General features: G+C 53.1%; 14 protein-coding genes. 10 read left to right on the top strand and 4 right to left on the bottom strand.

Features of this window, described 5'->3' with window-relative positions; genetic code table 11:
• Positions 1–33: 33 nt before the first annotated feature.
• From BITS_RS01595 to BITS_RS01580, 4 genes are all read left to right on the top strand, one after another.
• Positions 34–4,578 (top strand): PD-(D/E)XK nuclease family protein, encoded by a 4,545-nt coding sequence (locus BITS_RS01595; protein WP_420795446.1) that lies wholly within the window; start codon positions 34–36, stop codon positions 4,576–4,578.
• Positions 4,575–8,576, top strand: coding sequence for an ATP-dependent DNA helicase (locus BITS_RS01590; RefSeq protein WP_026642875.1), 4,002 nt, complete (start codon positions 4,575–4,577; stop codon positions 8,574–8,576). Before BITS_RS01595 ends, BITS_RS01590 begins: the two co-directional genes overlap by 4 nt.
• Positions 8,577–8,714: 138 nt before the next feature.
• Positions 8,715–9,500: a GNAT family N-acetyltransferase gene (locus tag BITS_RS01585; RefSeq protein WP_152571153.1), complete on the top strand. Its 786-nt coding sequence runs from the start codon at positions 8,715–8,717 to the stop codon at positions 9,498–9,500.
• A complete protein-coding gene (locus BITS_RS01580; RefSeq protein WP_407712221.1) occupies positions 9,497–10,882 on the top strand; it encodes an MFS transporter in 1,386 nt (461 codons plus the stop codon). The genes BITS_RS01585 and BITS_RS01580 overlap by 4 nt, the downstream gene beginning before the upstream one ends.
• An 89-nt stretch (positions 10,883–10,971) precedes the next feature.
• Here the strand turns inward: BITS_RS01580 and BITS_RS08860 are convergent, their stop codons facing one another.
• The 3 genes from BITS_RS08860 to BITS_RS01565 all read right to left on the bottom strand — a co-directional run bounded on the left by BITS_RS08860 (position 10,972) and on the right by BITS_RS01565 (position 13,039).
• Complete coding sequence (locus tag BITS_RS08860; RefSeq protein ID WP_081693606.1) at positions 10,972–11,232, bottom strand: Txe/YoeB family addiction module toxin; 261 nt, start codon at positions 11,230–11,232, stop codon at positions 10,972–10,974.
• Positions 11,233–11,237: 5 nt separating this feature from the next.
• A complete protein-coding gene (locus tag BITS_RS01570) occupies positions 11,238–11,504 on the bottom strand; it encodes a type II toxin-antitoxin system RelB/DinJ family antitoxin (protein WP_026642879.1) in 267 nt (88 codons plus the stop codon).
• Positions 11,505–12,025: 521 nt separating this feature from the next.
• A complete protein-coding gene (locus BITS_RS01565; RefSeq protein ID WP_034534447.1) occupies positions 12,026–13,039 on the bottom strand; it encodes a bile acid:sodium symporter family protein in 1,014 nt (337 codons plus the stop codon).
• A 241-nt stretch (positions 13,040–13,280) separates the two neighbouring features.
• Here BITS_RS01565 and dapB point away from each other — a divergent pair, with 241 nt between their 5' ends.
• Positions 13,281–14,033: a 4-hydroxy-tetrahydrodipicolinate reductase gene (gene dapB, locus BITS_RS01560; protein WP_026642880.1), complete on the top strand. Its 753-nt coding sequence runs from the start codon at positions 13,281–13,283 to the stop codon at positions 14,031–14,033.
• An 85-nt stretch (positions 14,034–14,118) separates the two neighbouring features.
• On the opposite strand, the gene BITS_RS01555 is transcribed toward dapB, so the two are convergent.
• On the bottom strand, positions 14,119–14,886 hold the full coding sequence (locus tag BITS_RS01555; protein ID WP_202961117.1) for a FadR/GntR family transcriptional regulator: 768 nt from the start codon (positions 14,884–14,886) through the stop codon (positions 14,119–14,121).
• A 164-nt stretch (positions 14,887–15,050) separates the two neighbouring features.
• Between BITS_RS01555 and BITS_RS01550 the strand changes: the two genes are divergently transcribed.
• The 5 genes from BITS_RS01550 to BITS_RS01530 all read left to right on the top strand — a co-directional run bounded on the left by BITS_RS01550 (position 15,051) and on the right by BITS_RS01530 (position 21,155).
• Positions 15,051–16,463 (top strand): GntP family permease, encoded by a 1,413-nt coding sequence (locus tag BITS_RS01550; RefSeq protein ID WP_026642882.1) that lies wholly within the window; start codon positions 15,051–15,053, stop codon positions 16,461–16,463.
• A 63-nt stretch (positions 16,464–16,526) separates the two neighbouring features.
• Positions 16,527–17,102: a gluconokinase gene (locus tag BITS_RS01545; RefSeq protein ID WP_081693607.1), complete on the top strand. Its 576-nt coding sequence runs from the start codon at positions 16,527–16,529 to the stop codon at positions 17,100–17,102.
• Positions 17,103–17,246: 144 nt separating this feature from the next.
• Positions 17,247–18,125 (top strand): phosphogluconate dehydrogenase (NAD(+)-dependent, decarboxylating), encoded by an 879-nt coding sequence (gnd, locus tag BITS_RS01540; protein WP_026642884.1) that lies wholly within the window; start codon positions 17,247–17,249, stop codon positions 18,123–18,125.
• A 165-nt stretch (positions 18,126–18,290) separates the two neighbouring features.
• Positions 18,291–19,196 carry a 4-hydroxy-tetrahydrodipicolinate synthase gene (gene dapA, locus BITS_RS01535; RefSeq protein WP_034534450.1) on the top strand — a complete coding sequence of 302 codons (906 nt, stop codon included), beginning with the start codon at positions 18,291–18,293 and terminating at the stop codon, positions 19,194–19,196.
• A 57-nt stretch (positions 19,197–19,253) separates the two neighbouring features.
• Positions 19,254–21,155: a ribonuclease J gene (locus BITS_RS01530; RefSeq protein WP_026642887.1), complete on the top strand. Its 1,902-nt coding sequence runs from the start codon at positions 19,254–19,256 to the stop codon at positions 21,153–21,155.
• Positions 21,156–21,179: the final 24 nt, after the last annotated feature.

Genomic DNA, 21,179 nt, shown 5'->3' with positions numbered 1-21,179 from the left:
CTGAGGTTCACAACCGGCATCTACTCTGATGATATGAGTCTGAGCGAGGGCATACAAAAGTCGAAAAGCGGCAGCGGTGAAGATGCTATGCAGGGCACACAGGGGAGTGAGGCCGTGCACAATGCAGGAAATCAGCACCTAGATATGAGCAGGGTGCATTCCTTGATTTCAGGGGAATTGCGTAATGCTTCGGGGAATCTTACGAAAACCCTGATGGTCATCGGTTTGCCGAGGGGAGGGAAAACCACATTCGCTCTGGAAGCGTTGATGGAAGGACTGCGAGAGTTCGGGGATGATCGGGCAGTCATGGCCGTTCAAAACCGACTTCTGGCACGTTCTTTGGCTGATCAGGTGGTGCGCCGCTTGGGAAGCACGGCTCAGAGCAGACCCGTCACCACATTGTCCGCTGTGGCCTTCCGTATTATTTCTGCACAGCGTAATCGAGACGGGTTGAACGCGCCACGATTGCTCAATGGTGCAGAACAAGATGCCCTGCTCCGTGAGGTATTGGCAGTGCATATCATGCATGCACAAACAGGGGATCAATGCGAGACATGCGCACTGCTCCGCGAGTACTTTGCCGTCGAGCAATGGTTCACTATGGCGATTCGGGCATCAGGCCAAGATTCGACACTGCACATGGTGAACGGGGAAGGTGGAGATTCCGCAATAGAGCGTGATAGGCGTGAAGGGACTGCTTCACCCAAAACGGTTCAATCGGCGCAAACAGTCGCACTATTCGCTCGTGGTATCAATGACGCACTGGTTCGTCAACTCAGGGACATGCTGGCTCGTATGGATGAGTTGGGAGTTGATGAGGGTCAAGAAACCCGATTGATTGACATGGCATTGCATCTCGCTGGAACCGGCGAACGACTCAATACCCAATGGCGACTCGCATTTGCTTTGCGCCGCGAATATCGGTCGATGATAACAGAAAAATACGAGAATGAATATCGTCTGGATGCTTCGCAGCTATTGGTAGAAGCCTCGCATTCAGTTCCGGCTCTTTCACAGAAAGAATTGCCGGCTCTGCTCGTAGTGGATGATTTTCAGGACATGACCTTGGCTGGTTTCTCATTCTTGGAAACACTGGTGGTTCACGGTGTGCGCGTCGTTATGGTTGGCAATCCGGATGAATCAGTGCAAAGCTTTAGAGGGTCATATCCTGAATTTCTGATATTGCGCGCAGCACGCGAACCACTGCAAGCGGCAGAATATATTTTGCCTGATGTCACAGATCGGTCCATGCAATCATCGGAACAGCAAACGGCTGATGAACAGGGCTTCGAAAATGGCAAGTCAAGAGAAGATGCCTTGTCGGATACACCTGCACGCACAGCTTCCTTGCACCGGCTTGCTTCACGAATTTCTACATCAATAGGCTCCTTGGAGGAATTCGATACCAGTATTCCGCAACGTCCGTGGAAAATACAAGGCAGCGGTGAAGAGCCGTCGCAATCCGGGCAGGATGGGAGAGCTAGCCAGGCTGCGGATCAACCGATAGGCAGTGACGAAGCAACAGAGTTCACTCAGGATCACAGTGTGCGATTCTCGCTGTATCGATCAGGTAAAGAGGAGCTTGACGATGTGGTCTGGCATATGAAGCATGCCCACTTGGTCGAAAACCGATCATGGAATGATATGGCTTTGATAGCGCATGACAATGCCGCAGTGCGTATGTTTGGCGAACGATTGCGACGCGATGGGGTTCCGGTCCGGTATTCATCGATTACTCGTCCACTGAAAGATGAACCTTTCGTTCAAGGCCTGTTTGCGTTGATTGATTTGGCTTCTATGCGCGATGAAATGGCCCGAAGTTCAGGTCTGCGGCTGCGAACCATGGCTGAGCGAGCCCGTGAGAAGGTGCGTCAACTCATCAATAGTCCTCTGATCAATGCGGGCGTGCGCAACGGCGGTGGCGATGTTCCCGTTCGATTGACAGTGGTGCAATCCGCTCTGGAAGCGCTTGGAGTTCTGGAACAAGCGATATCGAAAACGGTGCCACAGCCCGGCAAGAAGGATACCGCCGCAATTGCCGGTCAGCCGGTTCAATCTCAGGATGGGATTCAAGCAAAGTCAGTTTCAGAAAAGATCCAGAACGACAGCGATAAGGATACGGCATACAGCCCTTTGCGTCGTGTGCGTGCAGCATGGGAAAAGCTGCGCCAGCAGTGGACGGAGGACGCAGCACAGGAACGCGTGCGTCTTGCAGCTGGAAGCACCGTAGAGATACATGATGAACTCGTTCAACCCAGTGACGCCACTATGCCATTTGATGCAAATGCCATGATTCTTATGCTTGCTTTGCATACTGAAGGAGCGGAGGAGCTGCTGGATGTCATCGCGGCAGTCGGTGGAACCGATCCGAATATTCGAGCTTTCCGCTCTATGTGGGATCTGGTATCCAAGGTCTCGCAATCCTTGCACGCGCTGCCGTCCCAGCATCCGCAGTACGCCTTGTCCGTGGCATGGGAGGCTTGTGGCGTGGCCCAGAGATGGCAAAGGACGGCATTGAACAATACCGAAGAGGGACGCACTGCAAATAATCGTCTGGACACGGCGATGCGGCTCTTCACCTATGCCGAAGGCAGTGCGCCCGATTCCACCATTGCTTCCTTCATAGCTCAGGTACTTTCCATGCGAATTGAAGCGGATTCCTTGGCGACGGTGGCGCCGATCGATCAAGCGATCACTCTGACCACACCTGCCGGGGCTGCAGGGCAGCATTGGCCTTGTGTGTGGATTCCGGCTATGCAGGAGAAGGTCTGGCCCAATTTGGCTGCCCGCAATACCATGTTCGGCGGAGAAGAGCTTGCCGATGCGATGCTGCATGGCAAGATCCATCAATCCCAGCAGGGTAATGATCCACGGCTGCTCTCAGTGCTGTATGCCGAACAAAAAAGCTTTATGGTGGCCGTGACCCGTGCTGACGAGAGTCTGCATATCAGTGCTGTGCTCAATGACGATATGGTTCCCTCTGACTTCTTGTATATGTATCTTCCTGAATATTGCAGTCGAGAAGAGCATGCGGATGCCAGCAAGAGACGATATGCCCAAGTTCAGGATGCCGGCGGCTATGCAGGTCTCGATGCCGATCCCAGAGGGATCGTCACAGCGGCTCGTATCACATTGGCAACGCATGATACGCAGAGCGCAGAGTCACAGGATGCGGCGGATGCGCTCGCGGTTCTGCGCGCTCGCGGTATTGATGCAGCCGATCCGAATGCGTGGCCCTATATGGTTGATGAGGCTCAAGCGCCAGACAGTGCTGAGGTTGTTCAGACTGGTATGAATACAGAAACTGATGTTGGTTCTGGTCCTGATACTGATGCAGAGGACGGGAGTCGCAAGGATCCGATCACCCTTTCCCCATCGGCAGTCGATAATCTGTGGGGATGCCCAGTGTGTTGGTTGCTGGAAAACAGATTCTCCGGTCCTCGACCAGGTAGCATTTTTGCCAGTTTCGGCACCATTATTCACGCCGTCGCACAGCAAGCAAGCGAAGAGGGCATAGATTTGCCCGAATCGATGAAAGCGATCAGCGAGGAGGAGAATATCGAGGTAATCGCTCAACGGTTACAAGAGATATATGATGCACTGAAGGACGATCCAGAGGCTGTGCCTTCCGCTATCGACCGATACGCGTTATTGCATAGGCAGGATCAGGTACCGCAAATTCTGCATAATATTGCCAGTTATTTCGTAAAGTCGAATGCGCCGTCATATCCTCAGGCGAAGAAAAATATATATGCCGGGGCGCTCGAAAGTGTGGAATGCGAGCGGGAGTTCAGCGCGGTCTTCGATATTGATGACATTATGCAGGCATATAACGCAATGAAAGGCGTTGAGCCATTGTCTCTCCATCAGATATTCGAGCTGCTGGGCGTGCTTATGGGCGGTTGGCCTGTGGATGCTCGCGAAGACATAAGCATTCGATTGCACGGGCGCATTGATCGCTTGGAAAATCGGCGATGGGCCGATGGAAGTGAGCATATGCGGGTTATCGATTATAAAACCGGAATAGTGCCGAGTCTTGATAACATCTTCAACGATTTGCAATTGGTGTGTTACCAATTGGGACTGGCCTTCCCAGAAGGTGGGAAACGAGGCACAGATGCATTGAAGGCGATGCCGGATATTACACAGAGTGCGCTTTTCCACGTGGCGTTTAAAGATGCACCGGCAAGTAGCTATGATGCAGAAGGCGCGTTCCAACCCTCGCTATTCACTGCAGGGAGTCTCAACACGGCACCGTTCGCAGCCCGTTATCATTACACAGCTCTGAGCAGTCTTGCAAAATTGGATCCTCTGCCGCAAGAACCTCCGCAAGGATTTGATAACCGAACTTGGGGCAAGGTTCTTGACTTGGAGGGTTCGCAGGCCATTTGGGCTCTCACCATGATTGCTCGCGTATTTTATGCGGCGGCGGCAAGCACAGCCGATCATTTGTTGGCGCGTCCAACGAAGGCGCATAAGGAATACTGCCGATTTTCCCGGAGCGGTTTGGGCGGTGAAAATGTGTGTCCGGCATGTGCGGGCAAGGTCGATACGGTTTTCGAGGTGAAGGCGATATGAGCGCAGCGCGGATAACGGATAGTCCCGAGCAGGCAGCGGTAATCCGAGAGAGAGCGGATTCGGATGTGCTAGTTGTGGCAGGAGCCGGTAGTGGCAAAACCTACACGATGACACGCCGTATCATCAATCTCATCACTACCGAGCATGTGCCGGCAGAGTGCATACTCGGATTGACCTTTACCAAAAAGGCAGCGGCCGAACTGCTGACCCGTGTTTCGGCGGCAGTGGCTCAATCAAGACAGGAGCATTCTGACAGCACAGGAAATCAGGGCGCAGCGGCCTTTATGAAGCCCGGAGTAATGACCTATGATGCCTTCTTCCAGTCCATAGTGCGTCAGTACGGCCTGCTTGTCGGATTCGATCAGAACACGCAGCCGTTGAGCAGCGCGGGCATAAGGCAGCTTATATCTGAAGTGGTGGGAGAACATCTGGATATTGCGCGTTCGCAGGATTTTGGTGGTTTCAATAATGTCGTGAATTCTACTGCGGCGCTCGCCAGTGCGATTTCCAGCTCGATGATCGGTGGGGAATGCACCGATATCCAAGAGGCGATTTCTAGAATTCGAGAGTGGGACAAGGCTTTCGAAGCACAATTGAATGCCGTTTTGAAGGACGAGACGATTCCTGATACAGAGGTGAAGACACCAAAACTGAAGAAGCGGACGAAGCGCCAAAGCGATGCTGAATACGAAGCGGTATTTGAGGAGTACCGTGCTCAATGGCATGCATATTGTGTCTATAAGTGTGCTCAGTTGCTTGACGTGGTGCGCAAAAGGGATGTGCTCCTCGAATTGGTTGCTGCATACGACCAAGAGAAGAAACGCCGCAATCTGGCAGAATTCAGCGATTTCGCCATTGCCGCGTACCAGCTGGTGATGAGATTTCCCTCGATTGGTGCTCGATATCGACAGCAATTCACTCATGTGTTATTGGATGAATACCAAGACACTTCCGGAACACAGGCATCCCTTCTCGCCACGCTATTCCATCACGATTTCGACGCTGAAGGGCAGGGGCCCGCTCACAGTGCGGTGAATGCAGTAGGGGATCCTTTGCAATCCATCTATGCATGGCGCGGCGCGAGTCCCGGAGCTTTCCGAATGTTCCAACGAGACTTCTCATTGGATGAGCAATCGGTGAAATCACTTTCCGTGACACGAAGAAATTCCCGATTGGTGCTTCAATCAGCCAATATTCTCACCAAGGCATTGCGCGTCGAACCGAAACGTGCGAGTAGTTCACTGATGCGTGAAGTTGATGTGGCTCAATTGCACACATTGGATGAAGCGCCGACAGGGAATGTGGGCGTTCTCGGATTTGCATCCCTAGGGCAAGAGATTGATGCGGTTGTGCGCTTTGCCGAGCATGCCATTGCGCGATTCACCCCAAGCGACCCCAATGTGCGCGACCAGCGACCGCATGCGGCGGTGCTTTTCCGTAGCAAAACGTATATGCCGAAATTTGCGGATGCTTTGCAAGAGGCGGGTTTGTCAACGCTCGTTGTGGGATATTCCGCGGTACTGGAACGTCCGGAAATTCGAGATGTGATCGCCTTGCTGCATGCAGCGTCCGATCGCACGGATGCTGCTTCGCTTATGCGACTGCTGGCTACGCCGCGATATGGTGTCGGAGCGCAGGATCTGCGAGCACTGGCCAAAATCGTGGATAACCTGAATGTTGAGCGGCGTTTCGCGTCATTGGTCCAAGCCGGATTGGTCTCAGAAGAAGAATCAAGAGCAGATTGGCCCCGTATCGTCAGGGAACATAGCGATAGCGTGCCCAATATGGTGTTCCTCAGCGATGTGCTAGGTCAGCAGGATTGCGCGAAGACCATTGACAAGGCATCTATCTCGGACCATGGGCGACGATCCATATTCCAGGCCTCGCAAGCGCTGTCAAAGGTTCGAAACTCCATGCACCAGGGTGTTTCCCAAGTGGTGCGTACCGCTGTGGAAGCTTTGAATCTCGATGTGGATCTGGTGGTCGCTCAGGCGCTGCGCAATCCGGATAAGCCCGTGGTTCCTGCCGAAGCCAGGGCGTCGCTCGAAGCCTTGGACACTATGGTGGATACCTATCAGCAGGAATTGTCGCAAGGCCAGTCGCCAAGTCTGCGTGGTTTTATGGCATGGGTCGATGCCCTTGACACCATTGATGATCCAACGGCTGCTACGCCTGATATGCCTGCTGATGTGGCACTTATGACCGTGCATCAGTCCAAGGGATTGGAATGGGATGCAGTGGCTGTTGTGGAGCTTGAAGATAAGACATTCCCCAGCAATCAGGGCGATAATTTATCTGTAAAAGTCCGCGACGGGCAGGAGGGAAAGCAGAGTTCGACTCTTGATAACAGCAGTGTCATTGATGAAGCATATGAGGGATGGATACCACCGGAATACTCGGAAACTGCAAAAACTTGGTTAAGTGATCCGACTGCAGTGCCGGTTCCTATTCGTGTGGACCGTGATATTCTGCCTCGGTTCCCACATGATGTCGACCCATCACAGGATCCCATACAGGCGCTGTCTGCGCTTGATGATGTGGAACTTATCGATGACGAAATATTCGGTAGTATGCGCGGGGCAAGCGACTTGGGTGAAAGCATGGATGCCGTCGATCCCAACACATGGTATCTGACCCAGGAAGAAGAGGCTGGCAGGAGGCTGCATGCCGACGAGCGAAGGTTGGCATATGTGGCGATTACGCGCGCTCGTGCAGATGTGCTCCTCACGTATCGTGGAGATGGGAGCATGCAGTGTGATTATCCCGGCCCGATCAAGAAGGCCCCATCGAATTTCTGGCAGGAAGTCCATGATGCGCTGAATTGTTCTGCTGCTGTGAGCGAGCCCAGCAACTTGGATCCACAGTCGGATTTGAACAAGGCGAATATTGACCTGCCGGATGGATTCTTCATCGGTGACAATGCGCAAGAGTTGATGGACACGGTGGTTGGCGAAGCCTGGAATGCGCCTGTTGATCGGGAAGCGGGGACAGAGGGTAGCCTGCCATGGCCGTACCAGCTTTCTGAGCATGTGCGCGAACGCTTGCAACAGGCATACCAAGCAGTGGGATCTCGTTCCATGGAGCATTTGCCCGCATTGGATGAGAATGCAATCCCACAGCATCCTTTGCTCGAGAGTGCGCTTATGGTGGCGGATGATGAGGATCTGATGCCTCGTAACATTGCTGACGGCAGTGCTCGTTCCAAAGAAATCGATGCTTGGGTGCGCAAGCAGGCGGAACGTGTGCTTGCTGGAAGGCGGCAAAGCGTCACTGCAGTGCAAGCCCGTGCCGGTCATATGTCTCAACATGAGGCATCCATGTATTGGCGCGGAATAATCCGTCCCATTCCGCATGTGTCATCGCCGGCAGCACAGGAAGGAACTGTGTTTCACGCTTGGGCCGAGCGATTCATCGGTGCTTTCAACGGTAATTCGTTCGATGTCGATGCTCGAGATGGCAGCAGCGAATCGGCGGATATGGATGGGGTGTTCTTCACGAGCAGGGATGCCATGTTGGAGGATCTCGAACGAAGCGATATCGCAGCCGGATCATCGCAGGCTGACAGGCACCTCATTCAATGGCAGCGACGTCTGGCGTCGTCGAGATGGGCCAAGCGAGTGCCGGTTGCGGTGGAACGTCAAATCGTCGTATCCATTCCTCAATTGGGCGATATCATCGTCAATGGCAAGCTCGATGCCGTGTTCCGTGGAGGCCTCGATGAGTCGGATTCCTCAAAATCCTTCACTATTGTGGACTGGAAAACCGGTGTGAAACCGCGCTCGCAAGAAGATATCGACCATAAACTCGCGCAGTTGGATATGTATCGTTTGCTATTGGCGAGAATAGAACAGGTTCCACTGGACAGTATCGATGCCACCCTTTACTATCTAAGTGAATCCAATGAGGACGCTCGGGAATTGCATGCCCGGGCGAAAACAGAACAGGAAATCCTTGCCGAGTTGAGCTCCGGCATCCCGGAAGCAAGCGATGTTGACTAGGACGAAGGCGATAATGCCTTGGTCGCGACTGTAAAACGCGTCGTGAAGTCCATTGCGGGGTGCCGCGACCCTCGAGCGCATGCGTGGGCGGACACGCATGCCGAAGGTGCGAAACAGATATGACAAGGAGTTATCGCTATGGTCGGGAACGGCTATTCCGCGAACGGCAAACCAAGCGTCTCAGCAGAAGCTGCTGAGCGAACACCGCATGCACACGCCATGCATCGAGAAGACCACGGTATTCGCGAAGGGCTTGGCGCCACTTCAGTTGAATATCGTCCAATGCGCATAGAAGATCTTGATGACATTGTGCGCAGCTTTGACCAAACATGGGGAGTGGCGGATGCTAATGCCGCTTCTGTAGCATCGTCGCTCTTGTCACGATATTATGTCTTGCACTATCTGCAGCCTGCCACCGATGCTCGGATAGCACAGTTGAATGGCTCATTTATGGGAGTGGCGCTTTCCCGGGCACAGGGCGCGGAGATCCTCTTCCCTGATGTGGAAGAGTGGATGGATCGCACGGCTTTTGCATTGCGAGCAAGCGATGCCGGAAGCATGATGTTGGATCAGGCAAATCAAGGCTTCGATATTGAATTGCAGATGGAGGCCGAATGCGGCTTGCCGGATACTGCACAGGGTGAGTTGGAGCTTTTCCTGGTTGATGCTTCAGCCCGAGGTCATGGTGTTGGTGGATCGCTGTGGCGCCATGCCATGCAATATTTCGCGCAAGAGCGCAAGTCCGGATTCTTTTTGCACACAGACTCCACATGCGATGTGGGATTCTATGACCATAAGGGATTGAACCGCATCAATCATCGAGATATCCGTCCCAGTCACTCGACCTTGGCGGATGAAGGAGTCCTGCCTGAGGATTTGTTTATCTATGCCGGTGACGTCAAGCAATTCGCGGAGGTGCGATGATGACGACTGTGCAAGCTCGCCCTGTTTCGCCGTATGCTCGGTTATTTGCCATTCCTGGCGCCAAGGCATTTTGTTTTTCAGGAGCCGTCGCCAGACTGCCCATGTCCATGATGAGCTTGGGCATTGTGTTGGCTTTGAATCATGTGTATAACAATTGGACTGTCGCAGGAAGTATGAGCGCGGTGTATATTCTCGCCGTTGCTGCTGTGACACCGTTGTACGCGCGCTTGTTTGACCGTTTTGGGCAGTATCGCGTCGGTCGTTTCGCTTTGACGCTCCAAGTGCTTTCCATGCTTGGGTTCGCCGCGGCTGTGCTGATGCGCGTTCCCATTCCGTGGCTGTTTGTATTGGCCGTGGTCATGGGCTCAACCCAGTTCGCCTTCGGTGCTTTGGTGAGAACCAGATGGACCTATGCTTTGCGCAATGAGGTCGATAAGCAATTGCTGAATACGGCGTATGCTTTAGAAGCCGCGATTGATGAGGTCGTCTTCATTATGGGGCCTATTCTGTCGGCATTCTTGGCAACCTCGGTTCATCCGGTATCACAGCTGTTCGTGCCGACTTTGGCATGTGGAATTGGAGGCACGATATTCCTATCTCTGCGCGACACTCAGCCGCCGGTTATGCGGGAAGTGCAGGTCGCTGCTGCACCTGCCGATGATGACGATGTGCGCAGGGCTATGGCCAGCGATGATGCGTCGAATGCTTCGCGTTCTGGTGCAGGTGAGGATGCTGCCGATAGCCTTGAATTGCGATCACTGCATCGACAAGGTGCGAAACCGAAAAGCGTGCTGCTGTATCCAGGCATCATTCCTGTATTGGCGGTATTCGTGGTATTCAATGTGAGCTTCAATGCTTTTGATGTATCCATGACAGCCACCATGAAGGCTATGGGTGTTGAGCAATTCCTTGGCTTGCAGCTTGCCATGTTTGCGCTTGGATCGCTTATCGGAGCCTTCATCTTTGGGTCGAGGCAGTTCAAAGGCTCGAATTGGTCGCATATGATCCTGTTCCTGAGTCTGCTTACGGTCGGATTCATTGCTTTCCGCTTGTCAATGGATAATTTGGTGTTGCTTGGTGCCTTTGAGATATTGGCAGGTCTGTGCGTATCTCCGCTGTTTGCGACGGGAAATCTCATCGTCAAGGATATTGTCCCGGCCAGCTCGCTGACCGAAGGACTTTCGTGGGTGACGACAGCCGGTACGGTCGGCGTTGCCATGGGATCCACCCTGGCCGGAGCGGTTATCGATGCCAGCAACCCACATGTATCCATGATGATTCCATGGATCGCCACAGGATGCGCCATCCCATTGGCTGTGCTCGGCTGGGTGCTTTCAAAGCGCTCGCGCAAGCGGGATGCCGAGCAGTCTCATGAGAATTGATGTGCGGCGGTGTAAGAGGAATTTGCGCATATTGCCGTATCCATATCAATGAACGCTGGAGTACCGTTTTGGATTGGGTCCTCCAGCGTTCATCCGTAATGTCCTCTGCATGCGATTATAACGATGAGCTCTTCTTCGACTGCATATACGATTCGATGTTCATTATCAATTCTTCGACTCCAGAAACCTTGGAGATCGTTTTTTAAGGCTTCAGGTTTGCCTATTCCGTCGAAAGGCGATCTCGCAATGTCTCTAATAAGCTGGTTTATGCGTTTGAGCATTCGTTTATCACGCGATTGCCAGTTCAAGTAGTCTTCCCATGCGTCGTAATCCCATTGAATGCGGCGCATATTAATCAGCCTTCAATGAGCTCGTGTTCTACCAGTTGAAGATTACCTTCTTTGTATTCACGCATCTTATTTTTCAGATATGCAATGTTACGAGGATCGTAGAAAGAATCAGGTGCTGAAATTTCGAAAGGAATGCGTCTCTCTGAAGCAACTTTTTTGGCAAATACGGTGAATGCAGCACTCATGGTGAGACCCATTGCCTGACACGCCTGTTCCATGTCCCGCTTTACGGCGGGGTCAAGTTTAAAATTTACTGTTACTGTCTGAGTCATGATGTTGTTCTTTCTATTTCTAATACAGGTACATTTTATATTAATTCACTTTATTGTAGATGTACTCTAGGCATAATATAGATTACAGCATCATGGTGATAGTAGTGTGCTGAGGGAAACGAACAATATGTTCAAAGATGAGCCGTTGGATGATGCAACTCTTATGTGTGGCCCTTAATATGCGTTTAATCCCGCGGGGCTGCTCGATGTTGCAGAGTTGTGGTCGGTTGGGAATGAATCTCTTACCGCACGATGGAATCCGCAAGTCATACTAATTGGTCAAAAGTCAAACTGCCTCTCGAGCACAGAATACTCGAGAGGCAGCCGCTAGTCGGGGTATCCAAACGGTTGAACACCGCAAAGGTACCGTCGAACATTATATCATTTTGGTAAATGCTGAAAGATGGACGTCCGACTTTGTGCAAGTTTGCAGTTACGTTGCTGTCGTCACAGTAGGCGATGAGGAATATCGAATTTGGCTGGTTTGATACCCTCAGTCGAGCCCGAACCTAAACAAACTATTAACCCTGCTTCGCCATCTCGCCATGCTCGCCGTTTGCGGATTCGGCGTCGATACCGTGGCGGTCATCGTGATTCCTCCACCACGAGGAGAGGATGGAACCCGAGATATTGTGCCAGACACTAAAGAATGTGGATGGGATGGCGGTGATAGGCGAAGCCGCGAATGCCGACATGGCCAGCGTCGCGCCCAATGCGGAATCCTGCATGCCGACTTCGAAGGTGATCGCTTTCTGCTGAGCATAGCGGAATCCCTTGGGATACACCTTGTACATCAGCTTGCTGAATCCGTATCCCAATCCATATCCGCTGAGATTGTGCAGAATCACCACTGGAATCGCCAACGCGGTTTCTGGTGAGAAGAGCTTGCCTTGATTGACGGCAACGACCACGCCGATAATCAGCAATATTGCAAGCTGGGAAACGATTGGCAAGAATGGTGTCACCTTGGCAATCGATTCTCCGAATATCATATGGCAAATAACGCCCAGAGCCACAGGGATCAGCACGACCTTGAGTGCGGTCAGGAACAATTGCTGGGCCGGAATCTCGACGTACTGGCTGGCCAGGAATTGCATAAGCAACGGAATCATAAACGGTGCGCACAGCGTTGAGAGAATGCCGATTGACACGTCAAGCGCCACGTCACCGCGCGAAAGGAATGACATCACATTCGACGACGTACCGGAGGGGCAGCATCCTACCAGAATCACACCTACGGCCAGAGGGCCATCCAGATGGAAAATCCAGCACAATACCACGGCAATCAACGGCATGATGACATAGTGCGCAACAGTGCCGAGGATGATCATAAGAGGCTGCTTGAGAATGCGGGCAAAATCATCCAAGGAGAGCGTCAAACCCATACCGAAGAGCACAATGCTCAACAGATAGCCTGTATAGCTTTTGCCCCACAGACTCGCCTGCGGAACCACATAATTGAATACCGCCCACACAATGACGATTGCGGTAAACCATTTGGTCAACCAAGATGCGAATGTAGTGACCTTTCCCACGGTGTTCCTCTCTCTTGCAGGAATGGTATGTGGGCGAAAACACTAGGTCGACACTCGTCTTGCCTCAAGTGTGATGCCACAATGTGAACACGCGCGTTAGGTAAGCAATCGACTGCCAAGCGCGGCAAAGCGCCTCTGCGGTGAAGCGGTGATACTCGCTTTCTCGCATTATGAGAGCTTGTTTGGCGAAGAGTCAGGATAACCTAGATTGAGAATTGGTTCATGGCAGCAAGGAGCAGTGATGATCAGAGTAGCGGTGGTTGGCGCTCGCGGGCGTATGGGTTCTCATGTGGTGGAAGCGGTTCGTTCGGCTTCTGATATGGAGTTGACCGAGAGCCTGGATGCCGGTGACGATATCAAGCAAATCTCAAAAGATAACACTGATGTCGTTGTGGAATTCACCGTTCCCGCTGTGTCGCTGGGCAACGTCTTGGCTCTTATCGAACAGGGTGTTGATGTGGTTGTGGGCACAACCGGTTGGGATGATGACAAGCTCGAACAGGTTCGTGAAGCCTTGTCGCATGCGCCGAGGGCTGATCAGGCTGTTTTCATCGCACCGAATTTTGCCATATCGGCAGTGCTGGCAGATTATTTTGCCGCCAAAGCCGCCAAGTATTTTGAATCCGCCGAGGTTATCGAATTGCATCATCCGGACAAAGTCGATGCGCCTTCCGGAACCGCTCTGCACACTGCCCGAGCAATTGCGCAGGCGCGGCAGGAAGCTGGTATGCCAGCTATGCCTGACAATACGCAAAGTGACGGAGGCTCGCGCGGACAGGTTGTTGACGGAGTTCATGTGCATGCGGTCCGTCTTCGTGGCCTGAACGCTCATGAGGAAGTGCTGCTGGGCAATGCCGGAGAACAGCTCAGCATCCGCGCTGACAGCTTTGATCGCATATCCTTTATGCCGGGAGTGCTCCTTGCAGTGCGCACGCTTGCTGGCGGCGGCCATGCGGGACTTACCGTTGGGTTGGACGCATTCTTGGATCTGTGAGATTCTCACTTCATTTCAGCGGCATAGTCCCGAACCTTGGCGGCGTGCAGCCGAGCTTGGAAGGCGCTACGCCCAGGGCAGTTACTCACTGACGGGTCAGTTGTGCGATAGCGTCTTCTGACTCGTCAACGATTGCGCGCATCGCGGCTTGTGCCGCCTGTGCATTGCCTTGGCGGATGTATGCAGCAACATCTCCATGCAGGCGCAGAGCCTGAGGGTCGGCTATGGCCGGCATAAGCTCATGCTCGGTGCGACCTTGCAAAGTAGAGGTAATAACTCCGCCGAGTGCTATGAACATGCTATTGCCAGAAGCGTTGAGCAGCGCAGTATGGAAACGCATATCGGCATCAAGATATTCCGCGCCATTGGCCTCATGGGAGTGGGCGACCATATCAATGGCGGCTTCGGTCAATGCTGACCAATCCTGACCTTGCGACCTTTGCGCCGCCAGACGTGCGGCAGTTGGCTCAACGGCATTGCGCAGTTCTGAGAGCTCGTGAAGAACGGCTGCACGATTCGGCCCGCGCAGTCGCCATGCAATCACCTGAGGGTCGAAAAGATTCCAATCTTCGGGTGGATTCACGGTGGCTCCCGCTTTGCGCTTTACGCTGACCAGACCCATATATTCCAAAACACGTGTGACCTCTCTGGTCACCGTTCTCGAGGGATTGCCCAACTCAGCGCTTGGTTCGGGCATGCGCTCGCCCGTGGGAATGTCACCGTTCACAATTGCCGTGCCCCACTCGTTGAGCAGCCGATTATGCAAAGAGTCCTCGTCGGCGTTCCTATGGGATTGCAAACTCGGGGATCCTGTTTGTGCAACATTGCGAAGTGTCATCTCGTCTGCCGTCATTTCATCAAAAGTATGAATTGATATTTCTATTATGGCATACATATTGCGACACGCCTTGATTATTGTATTGCGTATTCCATAACCATGCCGTATTCTCTTATTAAACGTACAAAATAAATGCCATATTTTTATATGGCATACAAAACTCAGCGAAGAGAATACGTATGAACACAGTAATGACGCTTGCACAAAGCAGTGTGCAATTGAATACCATGCAACTCGGATTCAGCGTGGCGGCAAGCATTATCGTCCTCATTGCGTTGGTGACGGTAGCCAAGCTCAATCCCTTCGTGTCCTTGCTCATTTCCTCACTGGTGGTGGGCATCGGTTCCGGTTTCGGCCCTGTCGATACCGTGAAGAGCTTCGGGGAATCATTCGGTTCCACGATGGCGAGTGTCGGCATTCTTGTCGGTTTAGGAGCCATGCTGGGGCGCGTGCTTATGGATACTGGCGCGGCCGATAGTGTCGTCAACACCTTGTTGGCCAAATCCTCGCCGGCGATGATCCCATGGACCATGGCGCTTATTGGTGCGCTTATCGGCCTGCCCATGTTCTTCGAAGTGGGTCTTGTGGTCCTGGTGCCGGTGATTCTGCTGATTTCACGCCGCGCCAATCTGCCTCTTATGCGCGTGGCGATACCAACGCTTGCAGGTCTTTCGGTTATGCATGCCTGCGTGCCGCCTCAGCCCGGTCCGCTCGCGGCATTGAGCTCATTCAGCAATGCCAATGTCGGCATCACCATGATGTTCGGCATCCCGATTGCCGTGGCCACCGTAATCATTGTGGGTCCTGCATTCTCGGCCATAGCGGCGAAGTGGGTGCCGGTTCAGGCTCCTGACAATGGCATGACATCAGAAAATGACGGCGATGCCGAAGGTAAGTCACTGCCTCCATTCTGGCTTTCGGTGCTATGCATTCTTATGCCTGCAATTCTTATGCTGGGCAATGCCATTTTCCAGATAGTCGCGCCTGAGCAGGCTTCATCGCAGGCGATATATGCGCAGATCCTCACCTTCTTGGGTCAACCCAGCATCGCACTGCTTGTTGCTGTGCTTTTCGCAATGTTCAGTCTGGGTGCAGCAACCCATACGCCATTCTCCACGGTGAATGCTTCTTTGAAGGCAGCTTTGCCTCCGATTGCCGGCATCCTGCTCATTGTGGGCGCAGGTGGCGGCTACAAGGGCGTGCTGGTTGATACCGGAATCGGTGATGTCATCGGTTCATTCGTTGAGAATTCCAGCATCTCCATCTTCCTTCTGGCTTGGTTGATTGCAGCCTTCATCCGCGTTGCCACCGGTTCGGCAACCGTTGCAATCATCACCACAGCCGGTATTCTGCAACCGGTTATGGATGCCATGAATGCGCAGCCAGCGGCCATCTCGCTGTTGGTCTTGGCCATTGGTGCCGGTTCCATATTCCTGTCCCATGTCAATGACGCTGGATTCTGGCTTATCAAGGAATACTTCGGACTGGAAGTGGGGGAGACCTTCTCCACATGGACGGTTCTTGAATGCCTGCTTTCCGTCGTTGTTCTGGCCTTGGTCATGGTGACGAGCATTTTCGTGCCCATAGCCTAAAGCCCTCAATCGCATACGTATTTCGCAATGAACGCATTACTTACTGATATAGAAAGAGACGAAATGACTAGCACAACCACAACCTCGCCGGTTCGCGTTACTTCAACTGTTCCGGAAGGATATTTTGACCAGGCAGTTCCAATCACCGTCATCATGGGAGTATGCGGCTGCGGGAAAACCACGGTGAGCACGCAGATAGCCGAGCGCCTTGGGTGGGAGAGCGCCGAAGCCGATGACTTCCATCCACAAGCCAATATCGACAAAATGTCCCGAGGCATTCCTTTGACTGATGAGGATCGTTGGGGTTGGCTCGACCAGATAGCCGCATGGATCAAGGATCATATTGAGCGCGGAGCGCCCGGAACCGTGACTTGTTCGGCTTTGAAGCGCGTGTATCGCGATAAGCTGCGCATGCCTGGAGTGGTTTTCGTATATATGGACGGCGATTACGACACCGTGCAGAAGCGTTTGTCAGCACGTCAAGGCCATTTCATGAAAGCGGATATGTTGGATTCACAGTTCGCAATTCTGGAACCGCCGTCTGAAGACGAAGTGCATTTGGACGTGGATCTCAATGAAGGCGGCACGCCTGAACAAGAGGCCGATGCCATAATCGCGGCACTTGGTTTGCACGACTGAAGTGTCAATTCAAAGCATGATTGAGGCAAATGGCAAGACTGCACAGATGCATGTTGCTGGCAAGCCTGAGCCGTGCTGATTCGATGAAGTAAAAACTGCACTGCATACAAAACATTGCAAAGATAGGAATTCGGAGGAACGAAAATGCAATTGGGCATGATCGGATTGGGAAAAATGGGCGCCAATATGGTGGCTCGACTGCGTGAAGGCGGCCACACGGTAATAGGTTTTGATCTTTCGCCACAGTCGGGTCGCGATGTGGAATCCTTGGAGGCGTTGATTGAAGCTCTTGAAGCCCCACGTGTTATTTGGTTGATGGTTCCGGCAGGAAAACCGACTGACGATACCGTCGAACGCCTTGCGCAGTTGTTGGACGAGGGCGATCTTGTTGTCGATGGTGGCAATACGAAATTCACCGATGATCAGCGCCATGCCAAGTTGCTTGCGGAACATCAGATCGGTTTTATGGATGTCGGCACTTCCGGTGGCGTATGGGGTCGTGAAAATGGCTATGCCTTGATGGTTGGAGGGACGCAACAGGATTATGAGCGACTGCTCCCGGCGCTCCAGACCTTGAAGCCGCAGGGGGATAGCGGGCTCGTGCACGCAGGTCCTGTCGGCGCCGGCCATTTCACCAAAATGGTGCATAACGGCATCGAATATGGCATGATGCAGGCTTTGGGCGAAGGGTATTCCATGTTGGAATCCTCCGAATTAGTGGACAACCCCCATGATGTTTTCGATTCATGGAGAGAGGGCAGTGTCATCCGCTCATGGCTGCTTGATCTTTTGGTGCGTGCTTTGGAAGATGACGAGGGTCTGTGCCATATCGCCGGCAATGCCCAGGAATCCGGCGAGGCTAAGTGGATGGTGGAAACAGCATTGCATATGGGCATCCCGCTTCCAGTGACAGCTGCTTCTCTATTTGCTCGTCAATCTTCGCAGATAGGCGATCCGAACACGATGAAGGTTGTGGCGGCATTGCGCAATCAGTTCGGCGGTCATGCCGTCACGCATGAATAGTTACAACAGCATTGGATGACTTACTCTTGCCCAGAGGCTCGCATTCTTCAAATCTTGCGAATGCGAGCCTCTTGTCATGCACATTTGCGCTTGAGCTCAGGATGGCAGGGCTGAAATGTGGAATAGCGCAATTCCGCGTCCCACCCCGCAAGTACGGTTATTGCTATGAGTGACAATGCTATGCATCTTCTTGATCCTGCACCTTTTGGGCGAATTTTGCCTGCAATGATCACACCGATGCATGCAGACGGTTCTGTCGATTATGACAGTGCGCAACGCATCGCCAAGCAGTTGGTGAGCGATGGAGCCGACGGCATTGTGGTCAATGGAACCACCGGAGAATCACCAGTAACCCATATGGATGAAAAGGTCGAACTGGTGCGCGCAGTCAAGGACGTGGTGGACGTTCCCGTTATCTCCGGCGCGGGTTCCAATGACACAGCGCATACCGTGCGCATGGTCGAGCAGACCCAAGAGGCGGGAGCCGATGCGGTGCTCGTGGTGGCACCCTATTATTCGCGGCCATCGCAGGAGGGTGTGTTCCGTCACTATCAGGCAGTGAATTCCTCAGCGGACAAGCCGATTATTATCTATGATGTTCCCGGACGCACAGGTCTGCATATTCAGCTTGAGACCTATCGCCGCATGGCAGAACTGGAACATGTGACTGCAGTGAAGGATGCCACCGGTGATATCGCGGGCGCTGTGCGTAAGCGTATGGAAACCGGATTGACTTGGTATTCAGGAGATGACGGCCTATTCTTGCCATTCCTTTCCGTAGGTGCGGCAGGTATAATCTCAGTCATCGCGCACGTCGCAGCCGGCCCTATGCAACATCTGGCGCAGTCATTTGACGCTGGTGATATTCATTCCGCACAGCGTGAAGCAGTTCGTCTGGCTCCGCTTGTGGAAGCGATGAACGGCAACGGTTTCCAGGCTGTTATGGCCAAGGCGTCATTGCATGTGCGCGGTTTGTTGGACGACACCACCATGAGGCTTCCCAATGTGGGCCCCGGGACGGATGAATTCGATCGCGTTCGCCAGGGCATGGCAGATTCCGGTCTACTCTAAACGAATTCCTCGCCCGTGCATAGGTACGGGCACTTAGTAATAGAAACCCAACCAAGAATGGCAACTGAACAAGAACATAAAACAACTCGCAAGCGCGGTAGCCGCGCCACTTCAACGCGCAATCGCGAATCCACTGCAAGAAGAGGATCCGCGCGCTCCGAGGCGGAAGCTTCAAAATCCCCGTCAAACAAGTCGACGGCGAAGCGTCGTTCTCGTTCGCAGAAGCAAGACAATGTCGCCACTCAGGTCAATGGCTTGATTGCGCCTCCTAAATACCGCAAGGGATCGATGCGTATCGTTCCTTTGGGTGGTTTGGGCGAAATCGGACGCAATATGAATGTGATCGAATACAACGGACACATTCTGCTCATTGACTGCGGTGTGCTGTTCCCTGAAGAGGAGCAGCCGGGCGTCGATTTGATTCTGCCTGATTTCCACTACATCAAGGACCGTCTTGACAAGGTTGAGGCATTGGTGCTCACCCACGGTCATGAGGACCATATCGGCGGCGTTCCGTATCTGCTGAAGCTGCGTCCTGACATCCCATTGATCGGGTCCAAGCTCACCTTGGCATTTGTTGATGCCAAGTGCAAGGAACACCATATCAATCCGACCAAGGTCGAGGTCCGTGGTCGCGAAAAGCTCAAGGCTGGTCCGTTCAATCTTGAGTTCATCAATGTCACTCACTCGATTCCGGATGCCTTGGCAGTGTGTGTGAAGACACCAGCTGGCACCATCATCGATACCGGCGATATCAAGCTTGACCAGCTCCCACTGGATCACCGCATCACCGATTTGGTCGAGTTCGGCAAATTGGGAGAGCAGGGCATCGATCTGTTGATGGCTGATTCCACCAATGCCGAGGTTCCTGGCTTCGTAAAGCCTGAAACCACCATCGGTCCGGCTTTGGATCGTGCTTTTGCCGAAGCCAATCGCAAGATCATCGTGGCCAGCTTCTCAAGCCATGTGCATCGCGTGCAGCAGGTGGTTGACGCAGCACATAAATATGGCAGAAAAGTCGTATTCGTCGGTCGTTCCATGGTGCGCAATATGTCCATTGCCGCCGATATGGGATATTTGCATATTCCTGAGGGCACCGTGGTGGATTTGAAGCAGTCCCACGATATTCAGGATGACAAGATCGTCTACATGTGCACGGGTTCTCAGGGTGAGCCCATGGCTGCTTTGGGACGAATCGCCGATGGCAACCATCGCGATATCAGCATCAACGAATTCGATACCGTGATTTTGGCCAGTTCGTTGATCCCCGGAAATGAGCACGGCGTGTACAAGATCATCAACAAGTTGGTGCAGTTGGGTGCCCGCGTTATCAACAAAGACAATGCGGCGATCCATGTTTCCGGACACTGCAACGAAGGCGAATTGCTCTACTTGTACAACATCGTCAAGCCGAAGTGCGCCATGCCAATCCACGGTGAGAACCGCCATTTGGTGGCCAATGGCCTGATTGCAGTCAAGACCGGAGTCGAGCCGGGCAATGTGGTGCTTGCCGAGGATGGCGATGTCGTGGATCTCTACCACGGCAAGGCGGCCGTTGTCGGTTCCGTACCCTGCGGCTATGTGTATGTCGATGGCGATTCGGTTGGCGAGTTGACAGAAGACGAGCTGGAAAAGCGTCGTATTCTCGGCACCGAGGGCTTCGTATCCAGCTTCGTCGTGGTGGATACCGACCATGCCGATGTGATCTCCGGACCGAAGATCTATCTCAATGCAGTGGCTGAGGACGAAAGCGAATTTGAAAAGGTTCGCCACCAAATCGTCGAGCAGTTGCAGGATGCCATGATGCAAGGCACCCGAGATACCTACAAGTTGCAGCAGCTGATGCGCCGCACTTTGGGTAGCTGGGTGGCTCGACAGCTGCATCGCAAGCCCATGATCGTTCCCGTTGTGGCGGATATCGCAACAGACAGCGATGCTGCCTCTGCACACTTGGACTAGGCTCGAACGCATTCGGTCTATTCG

Origin of the sequence: Bifidobacterium tsurumiense (assembly GCF_000741765.1) — a bacterium.
Lineage (GTDB): Bacteria > Actinomycetota > Actinomycetes > Actinomycetales > Bifidobacteriaceae > Bifidobacterium > Bifidobacterium tsurumiense.
The sequence above is the reverse complement of the archived record's forward strand: the minus strand, read 5'-3'. Positions and strand labels throughout refer to the sequence as shown.